Annotated in this window: 15 protein-coding genes; 10 read left to right on the top strand and 5 right to left on the bottom strand. The window is 47.4% G+C overall.

What is annotated here, in order from left to right; genetic code table 11:
• The first annotated feature begins 529 nt into the window (after nt 1-529).
• From mreB to tldD, 7 genes are all read left to right on the top strand, one after another.
• A complete protein-coding gene (mreB, locus tag HGT71_RS05235; RefSeq protein WP_048912818.1) occupies nt 530-1,573 on the top strand; it encodes a rod shape-determining protein MreB in 1,044 nt (347 codons plus the stop codon).
• Between the two features lie 120 nt (nt 1,574-1,693).
• A complete protein-coding gene (gene mreC / locus HGT71_RS05230; protein ID WP_214216884.1) occupies nt 1,694-2,725 on the top strand; it encodes a rod shape-determining protein MreC in 1,032 nt (343 codons plus the stop codon).
• On the top strand, nt 2,722-3,210 hold the full coding sequence (mreD, locus tag HGT71_RS05225) for a rod shape-determining protein MreD (protein WP_214216883.1): 489 nt from the start codon (nt 2,722-2,724) through the stop codon (nt 3,208-3,210). The genes mreC and mreD overlap by 4 nt, the downstream gene beginning before the upstream one ends.
• Nucleotides 3,211-3,218: 8 nt before the next feature.
• A complete protein-coding gene (locus HGT71_RS05220) occupies nt 3,219-3,782 on the top strand; it encodes a Maf family protein (protein WP_214216882.1) in 564 nt (187 codons plus the stop codon).
• A 21-nt stretch (nt 3,783-3,803) separates the two neighbouring features.
• Entirely contained in the window at nt 3,804-5,273 is a 1,470-nt protein-coding gene (gene rng, locus HGT71_RS05215) for a ribonuclease G (protein WP_214216881.1), read from the top strand.
• A 32-nt stretch (nt 5,274-5,305) separates the two neighbouring features.
• Nucleotides 5,306-9,136: an AsmA2 domain-containing protein YhdP gene (yhdP, locus tag HGT71_RS05210; RefSeq protein ID WP_214216880.1), complete on the top strand. Its 3,831-nt coding sequence runs from the start codon at nt 5,306-5,308 to the stop codon at nt 9,134-9,136.
• 60 nt (nt 9,137-9,196) lie between these two features.
• Nucleotides 9,197-10,642 carry a metalloprotease TldD gene (tldD, locus tag HGT71_RS05205; protein ID WP_214216879.1) on the top strand — a complete coding sequence of 482 codons (1,446 nt, stop codon included), beginning with the start codon at nt 9,197-9,199 and terminating at the stop codon, nt 10,640-10,642.
• A gap of 22 nt (nt 10,643-10,664) precedes the next feature.
• On the opposite strand, the gene aaeR is transcribed toward tldD, so the two are convergent.
• Nucleotides 10,665-11,585 carry an HTH-type transcriptional activator AaeR gene (aaeR, locus tag HGT71_RS05200; RefSeq protein WP_214216878.1) on the bottom strand — a complete coding sequence of 307 codons (921 nt, stop codon included), beginning with the start codon at nt 11,583-11,585 and terminating at the stop codon, nt 10,665-10,667.
• A 265-nt stretch (nt 11,586-11,850) separates the two neighbouring features.
• On the opposite strand from aaeR, the gene aaeX reads away from it, so the two are divergent.
• From aaeX to aaeB, 3 genes are read left to right on the top strand one after another with little or no spacing between them, the layout of a single operon-like run.
• Nucleotides 11,851-12,054, top strand: a complete 204-nt coding sequence (gene aaeX, locus HGT71_RS05195; protein ID WP_048912810.1) for a p-hydroxybenzoic acid efflux pump operon protein AaeX — start codon at nt 11,851-11,853, stop codon at nt 12,052-12,054.
• Nucleotides 12,055-12,061: 7 nt separating this feature from the next.
• On the top strand, nt 12,062-12,994 hold the full coding sequence (gene aaeA, locus HGT71_RS05190; RefSeq protein WP_214216877.1) for a p-hydroxybenzoic acid efflux pump subunit AaeA: 933 nt from the start codon (nt 12,062-12,064) through the stop codon (nt 12,992-12,994).
• 12 nt (nt 12,995-13,006) lie between these two features.
• Nucleotides 13,007-14,962, top strand: a complete 1,956-nt coding sequence (gene aaeB, locus HGT71_RS05185; RefSeq protein WP_214216876.1) for a p-hydroxybenzoic acid efflux pump subunit AaeB — start codon at nt 13,007-13,009, stop codon at nt 14,960-14,962.
• 55 nt (nt 14,963-15,017) lie between these two features.
• Here the strand turns inward: aaeB and argR are convergent, their stop codons facing one another.
• The 4 genes from argR to zapG form a co-directional block, all read right to left on the bottom strand.
• Nucleotides 15,018-15,488 carry a transcriptional regulator ArgR gene (gene argR / locus HGT71_RS05180; protein WP_048912807.1) on the bottom strand — a complete coding sequence of 157 codons (471 nt, stop codon included), beginning with the start codon at nt 15,486-15,488 and terminating at the stop codon, nt 15,018-15,020.
• Nucleotides 15,489-15,757: 269 nt separating this feature from the next.
• Nucleotides 15,758-16,819, bottom strand: a complete 1,062-nt coding sequence (gene degS, locus HGT71_RS05175) for an outer membrane-stress sensor serine endopeptidase DegS (protein ID WP_214216875.1) — start codon at nt 16,817-16,819, stop codon at nt 15,758-15,760.
• Between the two features lie 84 nt (nt 16,820-16,903).
• Nucleotides 16,904-18,280 (bottom strand): Do family serine endopeptidase, encoded by a 1,377-nt coding sequence (locus tag HGT71_RS05170; protein WP_277755736.1) that lies wholly within the window; start codon nt 18,278-18,280, stop codon nt 16,904-16,906.
• Between the two features lie 12 nt (nt 18,281-18,292).
• Complete coding sequence (gene zapG, locus HGT71_RS05165; protein ID WP_214216873.1) at nt 18,293-18,691, bottom strand: Z-ring associated protein ZapG; 399 nt, start codon at nt 18,689-18,691, stop codon at nt 18,293-18,295.
• Between the last annotated feature and the right edge of the window lie 196 nt (nt 18,692-18,887).

Genomic DNA, 18,887 nt, shown 5'->3' with positions numbered 1-18,887 from the left:
GAGTCGTGCAGTTTTGGCGATTTTAGCCCCTAAAGCAACTGAGTATTGAGGATAAGTTGGCGGGAGATTTCCAATTAATTGTCACTTAATCGCGCTTCCCCGTAAAGAATGTTCCGAAAGATTCTGCTTAGAAAAAATTCAATTGAATGATGGCTAGTGTTTAGTGGCAATTTTATGTTGAATTATTACGCTAAAAGTTGAGCAAATATCACCAAATAAGGGTAGAATCCCCCAACGTTTATCCATTGCAAAGCGTTGTTGAATTTTTCTGCTATGAAGGTGGACAAAGAAATAAAGTATAAGTGTTAGATTTTATTTCTCGATACGTTTTTGCGTTTTCTAAAAAAATTGGGTAACGAATTGTTTTTAAAAGTATTTGTTCGATCGTAAACGATTAACGAGTGCTGAATGTCAATTAACTTAAAGTTTTCACCGAAGCGCCAGATTTTGTGGCTTGTCGCTGCTTCGAGTGGTTGGTAGAGTAGGCGGATTTTATTTTCGCCCCCAGCTTGCAGGATTACCCCCTAGTATGTTTAAAAAATTTCGTGGCATGTTTTCTAATGACCTGTCCATTGACCTGGGTACTGCCAATACCCTGATTTATGTAAAAGGGCAAGGCATCGTTCTGAATGAGCCTTCCGTTGTGGCAATTCGCCAAGATCGCGCCGGTTCGCCAAAAAGCGTTGCTGCGGTGGGCCAAGGGGCTAAGCAAATGCTTGGCCGTACGCCGAGTAATATCGCGGCAATTCGTCCAATGAAAGACGGCGTCATTGCTGACTTTTTTGTGACTGAAAAAATGCTTCAGCACTTTATTAAGCAAGTCCACAGCAACAGCTTTATGCGCCCAAGCCCACGCGTATTGGTTTGTGTGCCGGTTGGCGCGACGCAAGTCGAGCGTAAAGCTATCCGTGAATCAGCATTAGGTGCTGGTGCGCGCGAAGTCTTCCTTATCGAAGAACCTATGGCTGCTGCCATTGGTGCGGGTTTACCTGTTTCTGAAGCAACAGGTTCAATGGTTGTCGATATTGGTGGCGGGACGACAGAAGTTGCCGTGATCTCCCTAAACGGTGTGGTGTACTCTGCATCAGTCCGCGTAGGCGGTGACCGTTTTGATGAAGCGATTATCAACTATGTTCGTCGTAACTATGGGGCACTCATCGGTGAAGCCACGGCTGAGCGGATTAAACATGAGATCGGTTCGGCTTACCCGGGCGATGAAGTTTTAGAAATTGAAGTGCGTGGCCGTAACCTTGCTGAAGGTGTTCCGCGTGGCTTTACCCTGAACTCAAACGAAATCCTCGAAGCGCTACAAGAACCGTTAACCGGTATTGTCAGTGCCGTCATGGTGGCATTAGAGCAGTGCCCACCAGAACTTGCTTCGGATATTTCAGAGCGTGGGATGGTCCTAACGGGCGGTGGTGCGTTATTACGTAATCTTGACCGTTTATTGATTGAAGAAACCGGTATTCCTGTCGTCATTGCTGAAGACCCGCTGACATGCGTTGCGCGTGGGGGTGGTAAAGCTCTTGAGATGATTGATATTCACGGCGGCGATCTCTTTAGCGAGGAGTAGCGGTTATTCGCTGAATAAAGGATCTTGCACTACGCTTAATTCAGCATAATTACCTTTCCGGCCTTTGGGAGTGCATCGAAACGCGCTCCCTTGTTTTTTGTGAAAAACACGCAGGATTTTATGAAGCCGATTTTTAGCAGAGGCTCTTCTCTGCAGATACGCTTAGTATTAGCTGTATTGGCGGCTATTGCAGTGATCATAACCGACAGTCACGTTAGCTCGTTTCGTGGGATACGCGACTACCTCGATACCTCAGTCAGCCCTTTCTACTTTATGGCTGACGGCCCTCGTCGTTTCCTCGACAGTACTGCAGACGCTCTCACCTCCCGTCAGACACTTGAACAAGAAAACCAAGCACTTCAGCGAGAGTTACGACTGAAAAATAGTCAGTTATTGTTGTTGGGGCAATATCGTCAAGAGAACGTGCGCCTACGAGAACTCCTCGGTTCTCCGCTCCGCCAAGACGAACATAAAATGGTGACCCAAGTCATTTCGGAAGCTACCGACCCTTATAGTCATCAAGTGGTGATCGATAAAGGCTCACGCAGTGGCGTGTACGAAGGCCAGCCAGTGATTAGTGATAAAGGCGTCGTGGGGCAGGTAATTGCGGTTGCCCAATTCTCCAGCCGAGTCTTACTGATCTGCGATGGTTCACATGCTCTACCGGTGCAAGTACTCCGTAACGATTTACGGGCTATTGCAACGGGTAATGGTTGTACCGAAAACCTTCAACTTGAACACTTGACTGGAAATGCCGATGTAAAAGTCGGGGATGTGCTCGTGACGTCCGGGTTAGGTGGACGCTTCCCTGAGGGGTATCCGGTCGGTGTCGTGTCTTCTGTCACACCGGATATGCAGCGCGCGACAACGGTGATTGAAGTGCGGCCTGCGGCGGACTTGCAACGTTTACGCTATCTATTATTATTGTGGAACAATGACAATAAATCCGGCGTATCGGCAACCCCCCAAGAGGTCAATCAAGTGGCGAATGAGCGTTTACAGCAGATGATGCCGCAAATACCGACTCCGGCTGGGACATCCCCTGCGACAACGGCGCCGACGCCAACTTCCCCTTCGGCTAGTGCAACACCCCCTGCCGCTACAGTTCCAGCGGCTACAGGACAGTCTCTACCGTCTGGAGGGCGTCCTTGAGTCGCTATCGTAGACAAGGTGGTTGGGTTATCTGGCTTTCGTTTGTCATCGCCCTCGTTTTACAAGTGATGCCTTGGCCGGAGCAATATTACATGTTCCGGCCATCATGGATGTTGCTGCTACTCTTATACTGGATTCTTGCGTTACCCCATCGCGTGAATATCGGCACAGGTTTCTTTATCGGCATGGTAATGGACCTGGTGTCAGGCTCCACCCTAGGGATCCGGGCCTTAACGTTCAGTATTATTGCTTACCTGATTGTTTACCGATTTCAGCTATTTCGTAATTTGGCGCTGTGGCAACAAGCTGGTGTTGTCGTGCTGTTCTCGCTGGTCAGTGATGTGATGGTTTTTTGGGTTCAGTTTATGGTGACGGATATCACCTTCCGCCCAGGAATTTTTATGGGTGCATTGGTCGATGGATTATTGTGGCCTTGGCTATTTTTATTGATGCGTAAGATACGTTATCAATTCTCGATTCAGTAAGGCTATTTATGTTGCCCATTTATCTTGCATCAGCCTCTCCTCGTCGTGCCGAGTTGCTCACACAATTAGGCGTACCCTTTACTCGTTTAGTTACTGAGGTTGTCGAGCAACGACAGGCGAATGAGTCACCGCTCGATTATGTGACAAGGTTGTCGAGAGATAAAGCGCTGGCCGGGGTTAAGATAGCCCCAGATAATCGGCCAGTATTAGGTGCAGATACTATCGTTGTGGTGGGGGATCGGGTGCTGGAAAAACCGTTATCGCCTAGCCATGCCTTTGATATGCTGACCCAATTATCAGGTCACTCTCACCAAGTATTCACTGCCGTTACCCTTGCTGATTCACATAAAATAATAACGCGGTGTGTACAAACAACGGTAACTTTTTGTCATTTGACGCCCGAGCGAATTCGTCACTATATCGAGACTCAGGAACCCATGGATAAAGCGGGCGCCTATGGAATCCAAGGGCTGGGTGGAAATTTTGTCCGTGAAATTCAGGGCAGTTATTCTGCAGTGGTTGGATTGCCGCTGGTGGAAACGTATGAATTGCTGACTGACTTTCAATCCTAGCGATAGCGATAAGGAGTGTTAATGACTGCTGAACTACTGATCAATGTTACGCCTTCTGAAACACGTGTTGCTTACCTCGATAGTGGAATTTTGCAAGAAATCCATATTGAGCGAGAAGCGAAAAGAGGGATCGTCGGCAATATCTACAAAGGTCGTGTAAGCCGTGTCTTGCCCGGTATGCAAGCGGCCTTTGTCGATATTGGCTTAGATAAATCTGCGTTTCTCCATGCTTCCGATATCGTGCCACATACCGAATGTGTGGCAGGAGAAGAGCAGAAGAAATTTCATGTTAAAAATATTTCTGAATTAGTTCGGCCTGGCCAAGATTTGATGGTACAAGTGGTTAAAGATCCGCTTGGAACGAAAGGGGCGAGGCTGACAACGGATATCACACTGCCTTCCCGCTATCTGGTTTTTATGCCTGGTGCCTCCCATGTAGGGGTCTCACAACGCATCGAGAGTGAAGCGGAGCGCGCACGCCTCAAACAGGCAGTTCATCAATATTGTGATGAGCAAGGTGGATTCATTATTCGTACCGCAGCAGAAGGGATCAGCGATGCTGAGCTGGCACGAGATGCCGCCTTTCTAAAGCGTTTATGGGCAAAGGTTTGTAAGCGTAAGAAGCGTAATCAGACGCGAATTAAGCTTTATGGTGAGATTGCCTTGGCGGCACGGGTATTACGCGATTTCGTTGAGGCACCGCTTGACCATATTCGGGTCGATTCTAAAGCGACCTACGAAAAGCTACTGGAGTTTACCGCCGAGTATGTCCCTGAGCTAACGGAAAAACTCGAGCACTATAGCGGTAAGCAGCCTATTTTCGATCTGTTTGACGTGGAGAATGAAATCCAACGGGCGATGGAACGAAAAGTGACGTTAAAGTCTGGTGGTTATCTGATTATTGATCAGACCGAGGCAATGACCACCGTCGATATTAATACTGGGGCCTTTGTGGGGCATCGTAATCTCGAAGAAACGATTTTCAATACCAATATCGAAGCCACACAAGTGATTGCCCGTCAACTTCGGTTACGCAATTTAGGCGGCATTATCATCATCGATTTTATTGATATGAGTAATGAAGAACACCGTCGCCGAGTATTACACACATTAGAAAGTGCGATGAGTAAAGACAGAGTGAAAAGCAGTATCAATGGCTTTTCATCGTTAGGTTTAGTGGAAATGACCCGTAAGCGGACCCGCGAAAGCCTCGAACATATTTTGTGTGGAAAATGCCCAACCTGCCAAGGACGTGGCAGCGTGAAAACCGCCGATACGGTCTGCTATGAGATCATGCGCGAGATTGTGCGTGTTCATCATAGTTACGATTCCGACAGCTATTTAGTGTATGCGTCGCCGAGAGTCTGTGAGGCGTTAAAGAATGAAGAAGCCCATGCACTGGCGGAAGTCGAAATCTTTTTAGGTAAACAGGTCAAGGTACAAGTCGAACCCCTCTATACTCAAGAGCAGTTTGATGTAGTACTTATGTAATCGCAGTCGATGGATCGTAGAGTGAGGGGACAGTGAGCAGGTTATCACAATGGATATTACGGATAATTACCGCGCTGATTGTAATTGCTGCACTGTTTGTGACGGCTTTACGCTTGGCTATGCCTCACATGGACCATTATCGCGCACAACTGCTTAATGCTGCATCGACCGCAACCGGCATCCACTTCTCGGCCGATAAGCTTCAAGGTGAGTGGAAAAACTTTGGTCCTACCCTTAACGTCGATAATTTTTCGGCGGAGTTGGCCGATGGCGGTAAATTACAGATAAAGAAAGTCACGCTCGCTTTAGACGTCTGGCAATCTCTCCTTCATGCTAAGTTACAATTCCGCGACCTAACCTTCTGGCAGCTTCACTTCTTTATACAGCAATTCCCACAAAAAGAGTCTTCGACGCATAACGGTTACGACAGTAATAAAGTGAAGAATCTCTTTTTACAGCGTTTTGACCATTTTATTCTCCGTGAAAGTACGATTGATTTTCCCTCTCCTTCAGGCCAGCGTGTGACGCTGAACATACCCACCTTGACTTGGTTTAATGAAGGGAAATTACATCGAGCAGAAGGTTTAGTGAATCTGAGCAGCTTTACCAGCCAACATGGTACCGCGCAATTGCGGGTGGATTTGCAGGATAAGCAGCAGTTACTGGATAAAGGCACTGTCTGGATCAAAGTGGATGATATTGACGCCAAACCGTGGTTAGGGAATTGGGTCAATAAGAATACCAACTTAAAAAAAGCCCACCTCAGTTTAATGGTTTGGCTGCATATGTCAGATGGGGAGCTATCCTCTGGCGATGTTATCATTAATCGCGGCGACGCCGAGTGGCAACAGGCAAATCAAGCGGCTCATCAGTTATCGTTGACGCAGCTATCGGCTAAGTTAACGCGGGTGGGTAAAGGTTTTGTCTTACTGCTTCCTGATACAGGGATCAGTATCGACAATACGCGCTGGCCGCGAGGAAGCTTAGCCCTAAATTGGCAAGCTGACAACGAGCAGCCTTGGTTACCGGCAGAGCATTCAGCGATACGCCTCCGTGCAGCCAATATCGATCTTGCTCGCCTTAGCCCGCTGGTGCCACTGCTTTCTCCATTACAGTCTACTTATGCCAACTTATGGCAGCAGGCTAACCCTCAAGGGCTGATCACTCGTCTTGCTGCTGATATCCCGCTTCACGATCTGCAGCAGACCCGTGTTGCCGCGCAGTGGCAGCAACTGAGTTGGCAAGCCTTTCAGAAATTACCGGCAGTCACAGGATTTTCTGGCTCGTTGACTGGAGGGATGGCGCAAGGTGAAACCACGCTAGAATTAGGCCAACAAACTTTGGCCTCTCAGGGACAACTGCTGGCTCCGATCGAACTTAACCATTTCTCCGGGGGATTTGCATGGAAGCGGCAGGATAAGGCTCTCGCCCTCTCAGGACACGATATCGACGTTAGCGCAAAATCGGTTGCCGCCAAAGGAGATTTCTCGTACCAACAGTCGAATGATGGTCCACCGAATTTGCAGATTTTGGCGGGGATTAATGCCACAGATGGTGCGGATGCTTGGCGTTATTTTCCTATAAAGATTATGCCAAAAGGGTTAGTGCATTACCTGAGTACCGCTATTAAAGGGGGTAAGGCAAAGGATGCCACCTTAGTCTTTGCGGGGAATCCACATCAATTCCCGTTTATCCATAACGAGGGAACGTTCCAAGTCACCGTTCCGTTAAAACAAGCAAAATTTGCTTTTCAGCCAGGGTGGCCTGCATTGTCACCTCTTGATATTGATCTGAACTTTGTCAATAACGGACTATGGATGAAAGCTGATGCAATCCGCTTAGGTAATGTTCCTGTCACACAGGTGACGGCTGATATCCCCGACTATCATAAAGAACAATTATTGATCGAGGGGGATATTCGTGGGCAAGGGGAAGATATCCACCGTTATATGAAACAGACGCCCCTAGCGAAAAGTGTCGGCAGTGCATTAGACCAACTTAAGGTTAATGGGGAAGTCTACGGGCATTTAGGGTTAACGATTCCTTTGGATGGAAAAGAGGTGATCGCAAAGGGGGACGTTAACCTAAAAAATAATCAACTCACTATTGTGCCGCTGCAAACGCAAATGAAAGGCGTAACGGGGCGGTTTACGTATAATAATGGACGCTTACAGAGTACCCCGATATCAGCCCAGTGGTTTGGACAACCGATCAAGGTGAATTTCTCTACGCAAGAACAAGCGCAACAGTTTGCGATTGATATTCAGGCTGAGGGTGATTGGGCTTTAGAGAAAATTAACGCCTTCCCAAAAACGTTACATCAGCAGTTAATTGGGCGGTTACCTTGGCATAGCCAAGTGGCAATTGCTTTGCCTCATCATGGTGGGGCCACTTACCAGGTTAAGGTCGTCAGTGATGCAACCCGAGTCAGAGGCAAACTGCCGGAAGCATTAAACCTTAAACCCAGTGCCTTCCCGCTCTCTGTTGAGGCCACGGGCAATTTATCGACGCTACAAGTGCAGGGCGTGATCGATCATCAACAACGATTCACCACCCAATGGCGGTTATCACCTCGGCTGGCACTTGAGAAAGGGCAGTGGACCAGTCAGGCTGACGAACATCCATCCTTACCCTTGCAAGCGATGATGGATATTCGGTTACCCGCCCTTGACGGCGACAAGTTGATGGCGACATTGAAAAAGCTTCCTTCAGCCACACCAAGCTCGGCGAAAAAAACGCGGCAGCCCTCTACCACAGAGCAAAATTGGCGGGAGTCGATTCCCTTTGAGCTGCCTGCAACACTGCAGGTAACGACGCCGGCATTAGCCCTGTATGGGCAGCAATGGCGTAACCTTCGTCTTCAGGTACAACAGTTACTGTCAAGCCCTCATCTATCGGTGAACAGCGATGAGGCACGAGGCTCCCTACAGATTCGGCCGGGGCAGCCTTGGCTGCTCAATATGGATTACCTCTATTATAATCCACAGTTCTCCACTCGCCGCACGGAGCAACACGCCGAAAAAGCCCTACCCGATAATCATCTCGATTTTAGCCAATGGCCGAAATTGGATGCGACCTGCTCTTCCTGTTGGTTTGCCGGACAAAACTTTGGTCAAATTAAAGGAAAATTAAGTGCTAATCAGCACACGCTAACCTTACGAGAGGGGACTGTCGACACAGGGCGTAGCCGTTTATCCGTGATGGGAGAGTGGAATAATGTTCCTGGACAAGAACGTACGGCCCTTAAAGGCCATCTGCATACCGATAATTTAGAGGATGCTGCCCATTGGTTTGGCGTTGAGGTGCCTGTGAGTGATACCCCGCTACATCTTGGTTACGACTTACATTGGAAAGATGTTCCTTGGCAGCCCTCCATTAAAACATTAAGTGGATTACTGACATTGAATGCAGGTAAGGGAACGTTCAGGCATGTCGAGACAGGTACTGCCGGGCAAGTATTACGCCTATTAAGCGTCGATGCGTTACTGCGTAAAGTCAGTTTAGATTTTCGCGGCACCTTGGATAGCGGTTTTTACTACGACAGCATTACAGGAACCGCTTGGTTAGACAAAGGGGTGTTACATACTGAAAATCTTAATATCGATGGCTTAGAAGCGGATATTGGTATGCGCGGTGAGGTGAATTTCGTCAATCGTCAGTTTGATCTGTTAGCCACCGTTGCCCCTGAAATTTCAGTACCGGTCGGTGTTGCCGCGGCCTTCGCAATCAACCCTATTGTGGGCGCTTCAGTCGTGGCGGCAAGTAAAGTATTGTCCCCGATCTGGAGTAAAATATCCTTATTACGTTACAGTATCACTGGACCTATGGACAAACCGCACGTCAAAGAAGTCCTGCGTAAGTAAAGAATGAAAAAAGCCATAACGAGTGATTATCTCGTTGGCGTAAATTAAAAGTGAGAACTTATGAAACTGAACCTGGTTAGCGAGCATTTACTAACTCAAAATACTATTACGCACGATGACCTTTCACGCGTACTCAGCCAGCTTTCAGAACGCCATTTGGACTACGGTGATCTCTATTTTCAGTCCAGCATGCATGAATCGTGGGGACTTGAAGATAACATCATTAAAGAAGGGTCTTGGCATATTGACCAAGGTGTCGGTATTCGTGCTGTGAGCGGTGAGAAAACCGGTTTTGCTTATGCGGATCAGCTGACGTTAAAGGCCCTCGAACAAAGTGCCGGTGCTGCACGCAGCATCGTTCAAGAGCAAGGCGATGGTAAAATACGCACCCTCGCCGCGGTAGAGCATAAAGCGTTATATGCTGCGATTAACCCATTAGACAGTTTGACGCGCGAAGATAAAATCGCCCTGTTGCACCGAGTTAACCGCGTAGCACGTGATGCCGACCCACGTGTTCAAGAGGTAAGTGCTCACTTATCGGGCGTTTACGAAGAAGTCCTAATTGCCGCCACAGATGGTACTTTTGCTGCCGATATTCGGCCCTTAGTACGCTTATCGATTAGCGTTCAGGTTGAAGATCAAGGGAAACGCGAGCATGGTTCGTGCGGCGGGGGTGGACGGACCGGCTATGAATTCTTCTTACTCGATGAACAGGGTGAAACGCGCTGTGACGGCTGGGCAAAAGAAGCGGTAAGAATGGCTCTCGTCAATCTTTCTGCCGTGGCAGCTCCGGCTGGCACGCTGCCAGTGGTCCTCGGCGCAGGCTGGCCGGGAGTGTTACTCCACGAAGCGGTCGGTCACGGCTTAGAAGGCGATTTTAACCGTCGTGGTACGTCAATGTTTAGCGGCCAAATGGGGCAGCCTGTAGCATCGGAGCTGTGCACTGTCGTGGATGACGGTACCTTGAATGGTCTACGTGGATCGATTGCTATCGACGATGAAGGGGTGCCAGGTCAATACAATGTATTGATTGAAAAGGGTATCTTGAAAGGCTTTATCCAAGATAAATTGAACGCACGATTAATGGGGCTTCCACCGACAGGTAACGGTCGAAGGGAGTCTTATGCACATCTGCCTATGCCAAGAATGACCAATACCTATATGTTAGCAGGTCAATCAACCCCGCAAGCGATCATTGAAAGTGTCGATTATGGTATCTACGCGCCTAATTTTGGGGGCGGGCAAGTTGATATTACGTCAGGCAAATTCGTCTTCTCGACGTCGGAAGCGTATTTAATTGAGAAAGGAAAAATTACCTCTCCGGTTAAAGGGGCAACCTTGATTGGGTCAGGGATTGAAGCGATGCAGCAGATCTCAATGGTCGGTAATGACTTGGCGCTTGATAAAGGCGTTGGGGTGTGTGGCAAAGAGGGACAAAGTGTCCCCGTCGGTGTCGGTCAACCGACCTTAAAACTCGACCGCTTGACGGTAGGTGGTACGGCCTAGAGAGATAGAAGGTAGCGTAACGCTACCTTTTACTTAAAAACAGCTCGTAGCGCGTGGCCATCTCTTTAAAATAGTCGGCGAGTAAAGATAAGCAGATTTGGACTTTTAGCGGTAATTTATCTTTTTCTGTATATAACGCATGGACGGGACGCGGCTTAGAACTGTAGTCGGGCAGTAATATGTGGATATTCCCTTGTTTCACTTCATCCATTATCCACATCATTGGCATATAAGCGATGCCGGCGCCTGACTTGAGCCAATGCACCAAGGTTTGTGGGTCATTGGTGGCGAAACGACCGCTAAGAGAAAGGTGAATTAATTCGCCATCTGGGGCGGTGAGTTCCATCTCATTATAAGGCGACAAGGTATACTCTAGCCAACATAGCGACGCTAACTCACTGTGATGGGTGGGAAGCGAAATTTGGCTGAGATACTCTTTACTGGCGCAAATCACCATCGGCATCGCGCCAATCTGGCGAGAGAACAGCGTAGAATTTTCTAAGTGTCCGGTCCTGAGGACCAGATCCAGTCCATGCGTAATCAGATCGGGGGTTGGGTTATCCGTGATCAGATCGATCTCGAGCCCCGGATAATCGGCCAACAATTTCATTGCGATAGGGGCGAGAACGTTTTGTGCCATTGTCGTGCTGCAGCCAATACGTAACGTCCCCACTGGCGTATTATTAAACTCAAATAATTGCTCGTGGACGCGAGTGGCCTCATTGAGCATTCGTTGACAACCCAAGTAATAAATTTTTCCCGCTTCAGTCATTCCAATACGCCGAGTACTGCGGTTGAGCAGCTTAATATTTAGCTCATCCTCTAAGCGGGAGATGGTCTGTGAGATTGAAGAAACGCTGACCTGCATTTGCTGTGCAACGGCGGTAAATGAGCCTTGTTCGACAACTTTGGCAAACACAGCCATTCGTTTTAATCGTTCCATTATTAACTCTGAGTTAAAAGTGATTTAGTTCACAAAATATAGAAAATGATCGCAAAGACACGTTACTATAGCGATATAAATAGAAGTTTATTTCTCTATTCTCGCATCGTCGTTTCTAACTGTAGTGATTTTTTGGTTTGGTCCCCGACGGGTAATAGTACAGTTTTTGTTACCTTCTAACCAAGTAAGTCGCCATTATGGATCTTAAAGCTTTCCAGTAACCCATGCCGAGTGGCTCGCTGGCTAATGTGTTAAAGGATTTTACATGAGTGTGCATCCAGTTTTGGTGATATTTGGGCTCTCATTTCCACCTATTTTTGTTGAGCTTATCTTATCTCTCATTGTGTTTTGGCTAGTGAAAAAAGTGCTTACGCCAACGGGAATCTACGATTTGGTGTGGCATCCGGCACTGGTTAATACCGCCCTTTACTGCTGTGTGTTTTATCTGGTTTCGAGTCTAATTGTCTGAGGTTTCAGTGAAAACGTTAATAAAAAAAGTGGCCCGCTACGCGATTACTTTTGTGCTAGTGATTATCGCCATTGTGATTGTTTTTCGTACATGGGTGTATTACACCGAATCCCCTTGGACACGTGACGCAAAATTCTCCGCCGATGTGGTCGCGATTGCACCCGACGTAACGGGATTGATTACACAAGTGAACGTGCACGATAACCAATACGTGAAGCAGGGAGAAACACTGTTTGAAATTGATCGCCCGCGATTTAAGGAAGCCTTAGACGAAGCGCAGGCCGATGTCGATTACTACCAAGCAGTGGTTGCCGAAAAAAGACGCGAAGCGGCAAGGCGTAATCAACTTAGCACTGTGGCGTTATCTCGGGAAGCGGTAGAGCAGGCGAACAACGATCTCCAAACCAGTGAACACCAACTTGCTAAAGCGGCTGCAGCACGGGATCTGGCTCAGCTCGACCTGGTTCGTGCAACGGTTAAAGCGCCGGCAGATGGCTGGGTCACTAACCTTAATGTTTACGGTGGCGAATTTATCAATCGTGGTTCAGTTGCTGTAGCATTGGTGAAAGACCGCACCTTCTACGTCACCGCTTACTTAGAAGAGACGAAACTTCATGCGGTACGCCGTGGCCTTCGTGCAGAGATTACGCCTTTAGGGAGTAATTTAAAACTGCGCGGGACGGTAGAAAGTGTCGCCTCGGGTGTCACCAATAGTAGTAGCAGTAATGACAGTAAAGGAATGGCGAACGTCGATTCGAACTTGGAATGGGTTCGTCTAGCACAGCGTGTGCCGGTTCGTATTCATCTTGATGAACAAGTGGGTAATCGTTTCCCAGCAGGTACCACGGCCACGGTGATTATTACGGGTGAAAAAGATCGTCAAGATCGTGAACCTTCTCCTCTGGAAAAGTTAACCAATCGACTACGCGAATTTGGATAATCGGGAGGCGGTATGATTCAGTTCTTACGCTTCCCAGTTAAATTAACTTTTGCTGTCTTGTTAGCGATGTTGTTGGGGTTCTACTTTAATTTAGAAACCCCACGTTGGGCGGTGATGACCGCCGGTATTGTGGCCGGCGGGCAAGCTTTTGCCGCCGGGGGCGATCCTTACTCCGGTGCGCTCCGCTACCGCGGATTACTCCGTATTATTGGTACCTTCTTAGGTTGTATCGCGGCGTTGGCTATCGTGATGACGACGATTAGGGCGCCGATGATTATGCTGTTCCTTAGCTGCCTCTGGGCGGGCTTTTGTGTCTGGATCTCGTCGTTGGTCAAAGTGGATAACTCTTACGCTTTTGGCTTAGCCGGCTACACCGCGTTAATTATCATTATTTCCTCAAACGCTTCTGGCTCTATGGAGCTAATGCCTCGATTAGCCGTCGAGCGTTGCAGCGAGATCTTTATCGGTATTCTCTGTGCCATTTTATCTGATACGTTTTTCTCTCCGCGTTCCATTAAACGCGTTATCGACCAAGAGGTTGACCAGCTTTTACTCGTGCAGTATCAACTACTGCAATTGTGTGTAGGAAAGGGCGAGAAAGAGACGATCGATAAGGCATGGAGTGGCTTAGTGGCACGCAGTAGTGCCTTCGGTGGTATGCGAAGCCAGCTAAAAATGGAATCGTCGCATTGGCAGAACAGTAGCCGTCGATTGAAAATGTTAAATACCCTTTCTCTAACGATGATCACCCACTCTACCGAAACCTACCTCAACCTGCAGGCGCATCCGGAATATCTTTCTAGTGCATTTGTCGAAGTGATCGATCAGAAGGTTGAGACTATTGGTGAGTTACGTAATAAAGTTCGCGAGTTACGTAAGCTTTTCAATGAGTATCCGGCAGAGTCAGTGCCTTTAGCACTCTCTACGTGGGTGACGGCGGCGTCAGAGTATCTCTTGCTATCAAAAGGGATCCGCAGCAACGTGAGAATCAATGGTACAGAAGAGGCGATCCTTCGTCGTGAAGTCATTGTCGCACCTCGGTCCGCTGAAACGCATCACGCGATGATCAATGGTATTCGTACCTTTGTTGCAACGTTCTCTGGAGTATTATTTTGGCTTTATTCCGGTTGGAATGCTGGCAGCGGTTGTATGATCATGCTGGCGGTGGTAACTGCACTGGCGATGCGAATTCCCAATCCACTGATGATGGCGAAAGATTTCCTTTATGGTATGACTGCAGCGTTTCCTATCGGTTTACTTTACTACGCTTACTTAATGCCTAATACCCAACAGAGTATTTTCTTACTTTGTCTCATTATCGGTGTATTAGCCTTTGTCGCCGGGGTGCTGATTCAACGTCGGCAGGTAGGGGCCTTAGGGGGATTCATTGGTACGCTCAATATTATTGTGCTGAGTAACCCCATTACGTTCCCGATTGAGTCTTTTCTAGATAGTGCGTTGGGGCAAATGATTGGCTGTTTCTTAGCGTTAATGGTGATATTACTGATTAGGGATAAATCAAAAGCTAAGACGGGGCGTAAAATACTTAACCGATTGATGTATTCCGCCGTGGCATCCTTGACCACCAATCCTTCTCGTCGCCGTGAAAACCATTTACCGGCCCTGTATCAACAGCTCTTTATGTTGCTCAATATGTTTCCTGGGGATCTTAATAAATACCGCTTAGCCCTAACACTCATTATTAGCCAGCAACGTCTGCGGAGTTTTGCTATTCCGCCAAACCCTGTGTTATCAGAGTTTCATCAGCAGTTGCGGTTAACGGGGGATAAGGTGATAGCGGCACACAGTGTCGAGAAGAAAGAGTACTACTATATGCGATTGCTAAAGGAGTTGACGGCTTACGAGCAATTACTGAGTGAGCATCAGGCGTCTATCCCAATGCAAGAGTCGGTTCACCGCTTAACGGATATTTTAACCCGTTATCAATCTACGATGATTAATATCTAACACCCTAACTGGCAGCCGGCGATGGCTGTCTGCCAGTGACCTATCACCAGGCAGATTAAAGCTCTTGTTCGAAAAGCGTCAGTACAACGGCATGGAGTTTTTTTACAGTAAAGCCGCGGGAAGGCGTAATAAAAATCGTATCATCGCCAGCAATGGTCCCCAAAATTCCCTCTGACTTACCTAATGAATCTAATAGACGAGCAATGAGCTGCGCGGCCCCTGGACTGGTACGAATAACGACCAAGGCGTCATTGTAGTCGATATCGGTCACCAGGTTTTTCAGTGGGCTGCTCGTGGTAGGCACGCCTAATTCAGCGGGTAAGCAATAAACCATTTCCATTTTGGCGTTACGGGTTCTTACCGCGCCAAATTTCGTCAGCATACGTGACACTTTCGACTGGTTGATATTCTGAAAACCATCTTCTTGCAGGGCATGAACAATTTCACTTTGAGAGCTAAATTTTTCTTCTTTAAGAAGCGCCTTAAAGGCTCGTACCAGATCATCTTGTTTAGAAGGGGTTCGCATAAAAAACCTTTGAAATAGGGGGAGTAATATTATTATGCATCTTGCTGCATTTTTATTCAATAAACTCTGTACAGAGAAAATTAGCTTATAGAGAATTAATCTTAATAACTAAGGATACAGACGAATTATATTCTATGTGTAAATAAAAACAGGGTCAAAGACTATGAAAGTTGCTCGCTTTACACCTGATAATACGTAAGGAATTTAACGCATCCCCCTCAGTAAACCGATTTATTATTCATAAATAGCGAGAGAACTGAGGAGGATGATTAATTACTATCCTGAGGGAATTCTTGAATAGTGACAGGTAGGCTTTTTTTCTGACCTTGTCTAAGGATCTGTACGTCAATGACAGAGCCAGGTCGTATTTCTGCAACTTGATCCATGGTTTCTTGTGCGGAAACCGCGGGCTTGTTGTTAACACTGAGTAGAAGGTCATTGGCCTTAATTCCCGCCAACTCGGCAGGCCCGGTGACTTTAGTCACAATAATGCCTTGTAATTTTTCGTAGCTATTCCCTTGCTCATGCATCGGAGGAATTTCTCGACCAGTAATCCCGATAAAGCCACGGATCACACGACCATCGCGAATAAGTTTATTCATAATCTTAATCGCTAACGGTGTTGGAATGGCAAAACCAATTCCTTCAGGCGTTTCGCCATCATTACTCTTATCGAAGGTCAGTGTATTGATCCCCATGAGTTCACCCAATGAGTTAATCAATGCGCCTCCAGAGTTACCTTGGTTGATCGAGGCATCTGTTTGTAGAAAGTTTTGCCGTCCGGAAGAGCTTAAGCCGACACGGCCAGTAGCACTAATGATGCCTTGGGTAACGGTCTGACCAAGATTATAGGGATTACCTATCGCCATAACGACATCACCAATATGCGGGTTACGTTCGTCGTTAATCGGAATAATGGGTAAGCTCGGTGCAGAAATTTTAAGTACCGCCAGATCAGTCATGGCATCAGAACCGACCAAGGTTGCTTCGTAAAAGCGACCATCTTGCAAGGCGACGATAATTTGATCCGCATTACTGATAACGTGGCGATTCGTTAGAATATAGCCGCGCTGGTTCATAATCACTCCCGACCCCAAGGTAGTGAAGTCTCTTTTACCTTGTGTTTGTGAGTTGCGGTTATAAACATTCACGACGGCTGGCGCGGCTCGACGCACGCCTTGGCTGAAACTAAACACCGATTCTTGGGTATTAGCAGGTGCTTCATTATTCGAAAACAGTGCGCCACCGTTACGCAGCAAATGCATACCGACAAGTAAAATTATGGCGACAACAAGGCCGATAAGCGCTGAACGAAGTAATTTAAATAACATGCTAATTTAGTTGCCAAGGGAGAGGTTGCTGCAGAATACCATGAGAAGGATAGGTACGCACCTCTGTACCTATCCTTATTGCGGTTAGCGAAGCAGTAAAAAGAGGTTATCTTTGCCGCGCATAACACTCATGGCGATAACGGGAGGTTTGGTCGCTAAAATCTTACTCATTGCATCAAGTGACTCGACACGTTGACGGTTAATGGCCGTAATGACGTCACCGGTGTGTAAGCCAATTTGTTGAGCAGGGCTAGACGGCGTAACGTTGTCTACTTTGACGCCTTTCGCTTTACTCAAGGTCATCCCATCGCTGAACGCTGCACCTTGTAACGCTGGGAGGTCAATGGTGGTCGGGACCACCTCGGGTGTACCTTGCTCTAAAGTGACTTCGGCATTAATCGATTTACCGTCTCGCAATAAGGTTAAGGTCACTTTATCGCCTGGCGCGCTGGTGCCAACTTTCACCCGAAGTTCGGCGAAACTGGTGATAGGTTTACCATTCAAGCCAGTGATAATGTCTCCCGCCTTAATCCCCGCTTTGGCGGCAGCTGAATTGGGTAAAACCTCTGCAACAAATGCCCCACGTTGCACATCGACATGGAATGCTTTCGCCATATCCGAAGACATCTCTGTCCCTTTCAAGCCGAGCTGGCCGCGGGTAATTTTACCGTTTTTAATCAGCTGATGGGCAAGATTCATCGCCATATTGGAAGGGATAGCAAAGCCGATACCAATATTTCCGCCGCTGGCAGCTAAAATAGCGGTGTTGATCCCGACGAGTTCACCTTTCAGGTTAACCAAGGCGCCGCCGGAGTTGCCGCGGTTAATCGCTGCATCGGTTTGGATGAAATTTTCTAAGCCTTCAATATTTAAGCCGCTACGTCCGAGCGCAGAGATGATGCCAGAGGTGGCTGTCTGCCCGAGACCATAGGGGTTACCAATGGCGACTGCGAAATCACCCACTTGTAAAGCATCGGAATCCGCAACATTAATTTGGACTAAATTTTTCGCGTTCTTAACTCGGATAAGCGCGATATCGGTTTGGCTATCATGACCCACTAACTTTGCGGGGTATTCATTGCCATCGCCCAACTGCACCGTAATCTTATCTGCACCATTGACGACATGATTATTGGTCAGAATGTAACCATTTTTAGCGTCAATGATGACACCTGACCCCAAACCTTGAAACGGTGTTGGCTGTTGCTGTTGCGGAGCTTGGCCAAGAAAACGTTTCAACGGTTCAGGAAGCTGCTGATCTTGGCTTTCCGTCGTCGTACCGCTGACTTGTACGCTGACAACAGAAGGTAGCGTTTTAGCAAGCATTGGTGCGAGCGAGGGTAAGGGTTGATCACCAACCTGTGCAGGTAAATTCGCATACGAAGCGGGCAGGTAAGCCATACCCAAACTCATACTTAGCGCTATCGCTAGCGCCAAGGGTGTACGATTTTTCTTCATCATTGACCCTTACGATTATTTTTCAGTGTTAGAATTTCTTAATAAACCTGAAGATTTTTCAGAGTAATCTCGCGGCATTTCAGCTAATCCATTCTCAGATTCAACGTTTTTAGCACCCTGCTGCCAAACGAACGGGTTGCTCTGTGCCGCTTGCTCTGGTAGCAGCTCTTTGGTCGTGCTCGACATATGTTGATAGAGCTCTTGATAGTTCTGTGACATATTTTCCAGCAGTTCAGCGCTGCGAACAAAGTGGCCATTGAGTTCTTGTTTTAACTCTTTAAGTTCATCTTTGGTTTTTTCTAATTCGTACTGCAGCGCGTGCTGATCACGCAGTTTACGGCTACTAAAACGTGTGATAACAATCCCAACGATAACGCCGACAATTAATCCGATAAGCCCATATTCCCAGGTCATAATGACTCCCATAATATCCGTTGTTCTAAGGGGGCGACGATAAGCAACTACCCATTTACAGTAAGATGCTAGTCGAAAATAGTTTACCTCACTATACCTGTTAATGCTCAGGATGTGGAATCCTGAGTTAACCTGGCGTACTGTATAGCGGTTTTCAATGTTGTGTTTGTCGTCTTCGATTATCTTAACGGTACCC

Origin of the sequence: Rosenbergiella epipactidis, from assembly GCF_018494055.1 — a bacterium.
GTDB classification, from domain to species: domain Bacteria; phylum Pseudomonadota; class Gammaproteobacteria; order Enterobacterales; family Enterobacteriaceae; genus Rosenbergiella; species Rosenbergiella epipactidis.
Note: the sequence above shows the minus strand (reverse complement) of the source record. Positions and strands in the feature narration are given on the sequence as shown.

Excerpts from the sequence above, each read along its gene's own strand:
- degS (WP_214216875.1), bottom strand. The coding sequence starts at position 16,819 with ATGTTATTTAAATTACTTCGTTCAGCGCTTATCGGCCTTGTTGTCGCC.
- HGT71_RS05170 (WP_277755736.1), bottom strand. The coding sequence starts at position 18,280 with ATGATGAAGAAAAATCGTACACCCTTGGCGCTAGCGATAGCGCTAAGT.
- tldD (WP_214216879.1), top strand. The coding sequence starts at position 9,197 with ATGAAACTGAACCTGGTTAGCGAGCATTTACTAACTCAAAATACTATT.
- mreB (WP_048912818.1), top strand. The coding sequence starts at position 530 with ATGTTTAAAAAATTTCGTGGCATGTTTTCTAATGACCTGTCCATTGAC.
- argR (WP_048912807.1), bottom strand. The coding sequence starts at position 15,488 with ATGCGAACCCCTTCTAAACAAGATGATCTGGTACGAGCCTTTAAGGCG.
- aaeX (WP_048912810.1), top strand. The coding sequence starts at position 11,851 with ATGAGTGTGCATCCAGTTTTGGTGATATTTGGGCTCTCATTTCCACCT.
- aaeR (WP_214216878.1), bottom strand. The coding sequence starts at position 11,585 with ATGGAACGATTAAAACGAATGGCTGTGTTTGCCAAAGTTGTCGAACAA.
- zapG (WP_214216873.1), bottom strand. The coding sequence starts at position 18,691 with ATGACCTGGGAATATGGGCTTATCGGATTAATTGTCGGCGTTATCGTT.
- rng (WP_214216881.1), top strand. The coding sequence starts at position 3,804 with ATGACTGCTGAACTACTGATCAATGTTACGCCTTCTGAAACACGTGTT.
- mreC (WP_214216884.1), top strand. The coding sequence starts at position 1,694 with ATGAAGCCGATTTTTAGCAGAGGCTCTTCTCTGCAGATACGCTTAGTA.
- HGT71_RS05220 (WP_214216882.1), top strand. The coding sequence starts at position 3,219 with ATGTTGCCCATTTATCTTGCATCAGCCTCTCCTCGTCGTGCCGAGTTG.
- aaeB (WP_214216876.1), top strand. The coding sequence starts at position 13,007 with ATGATTCAGTTCTTACGCTTCCCAGTTAAATTAACTTTTGCTGTCTTG.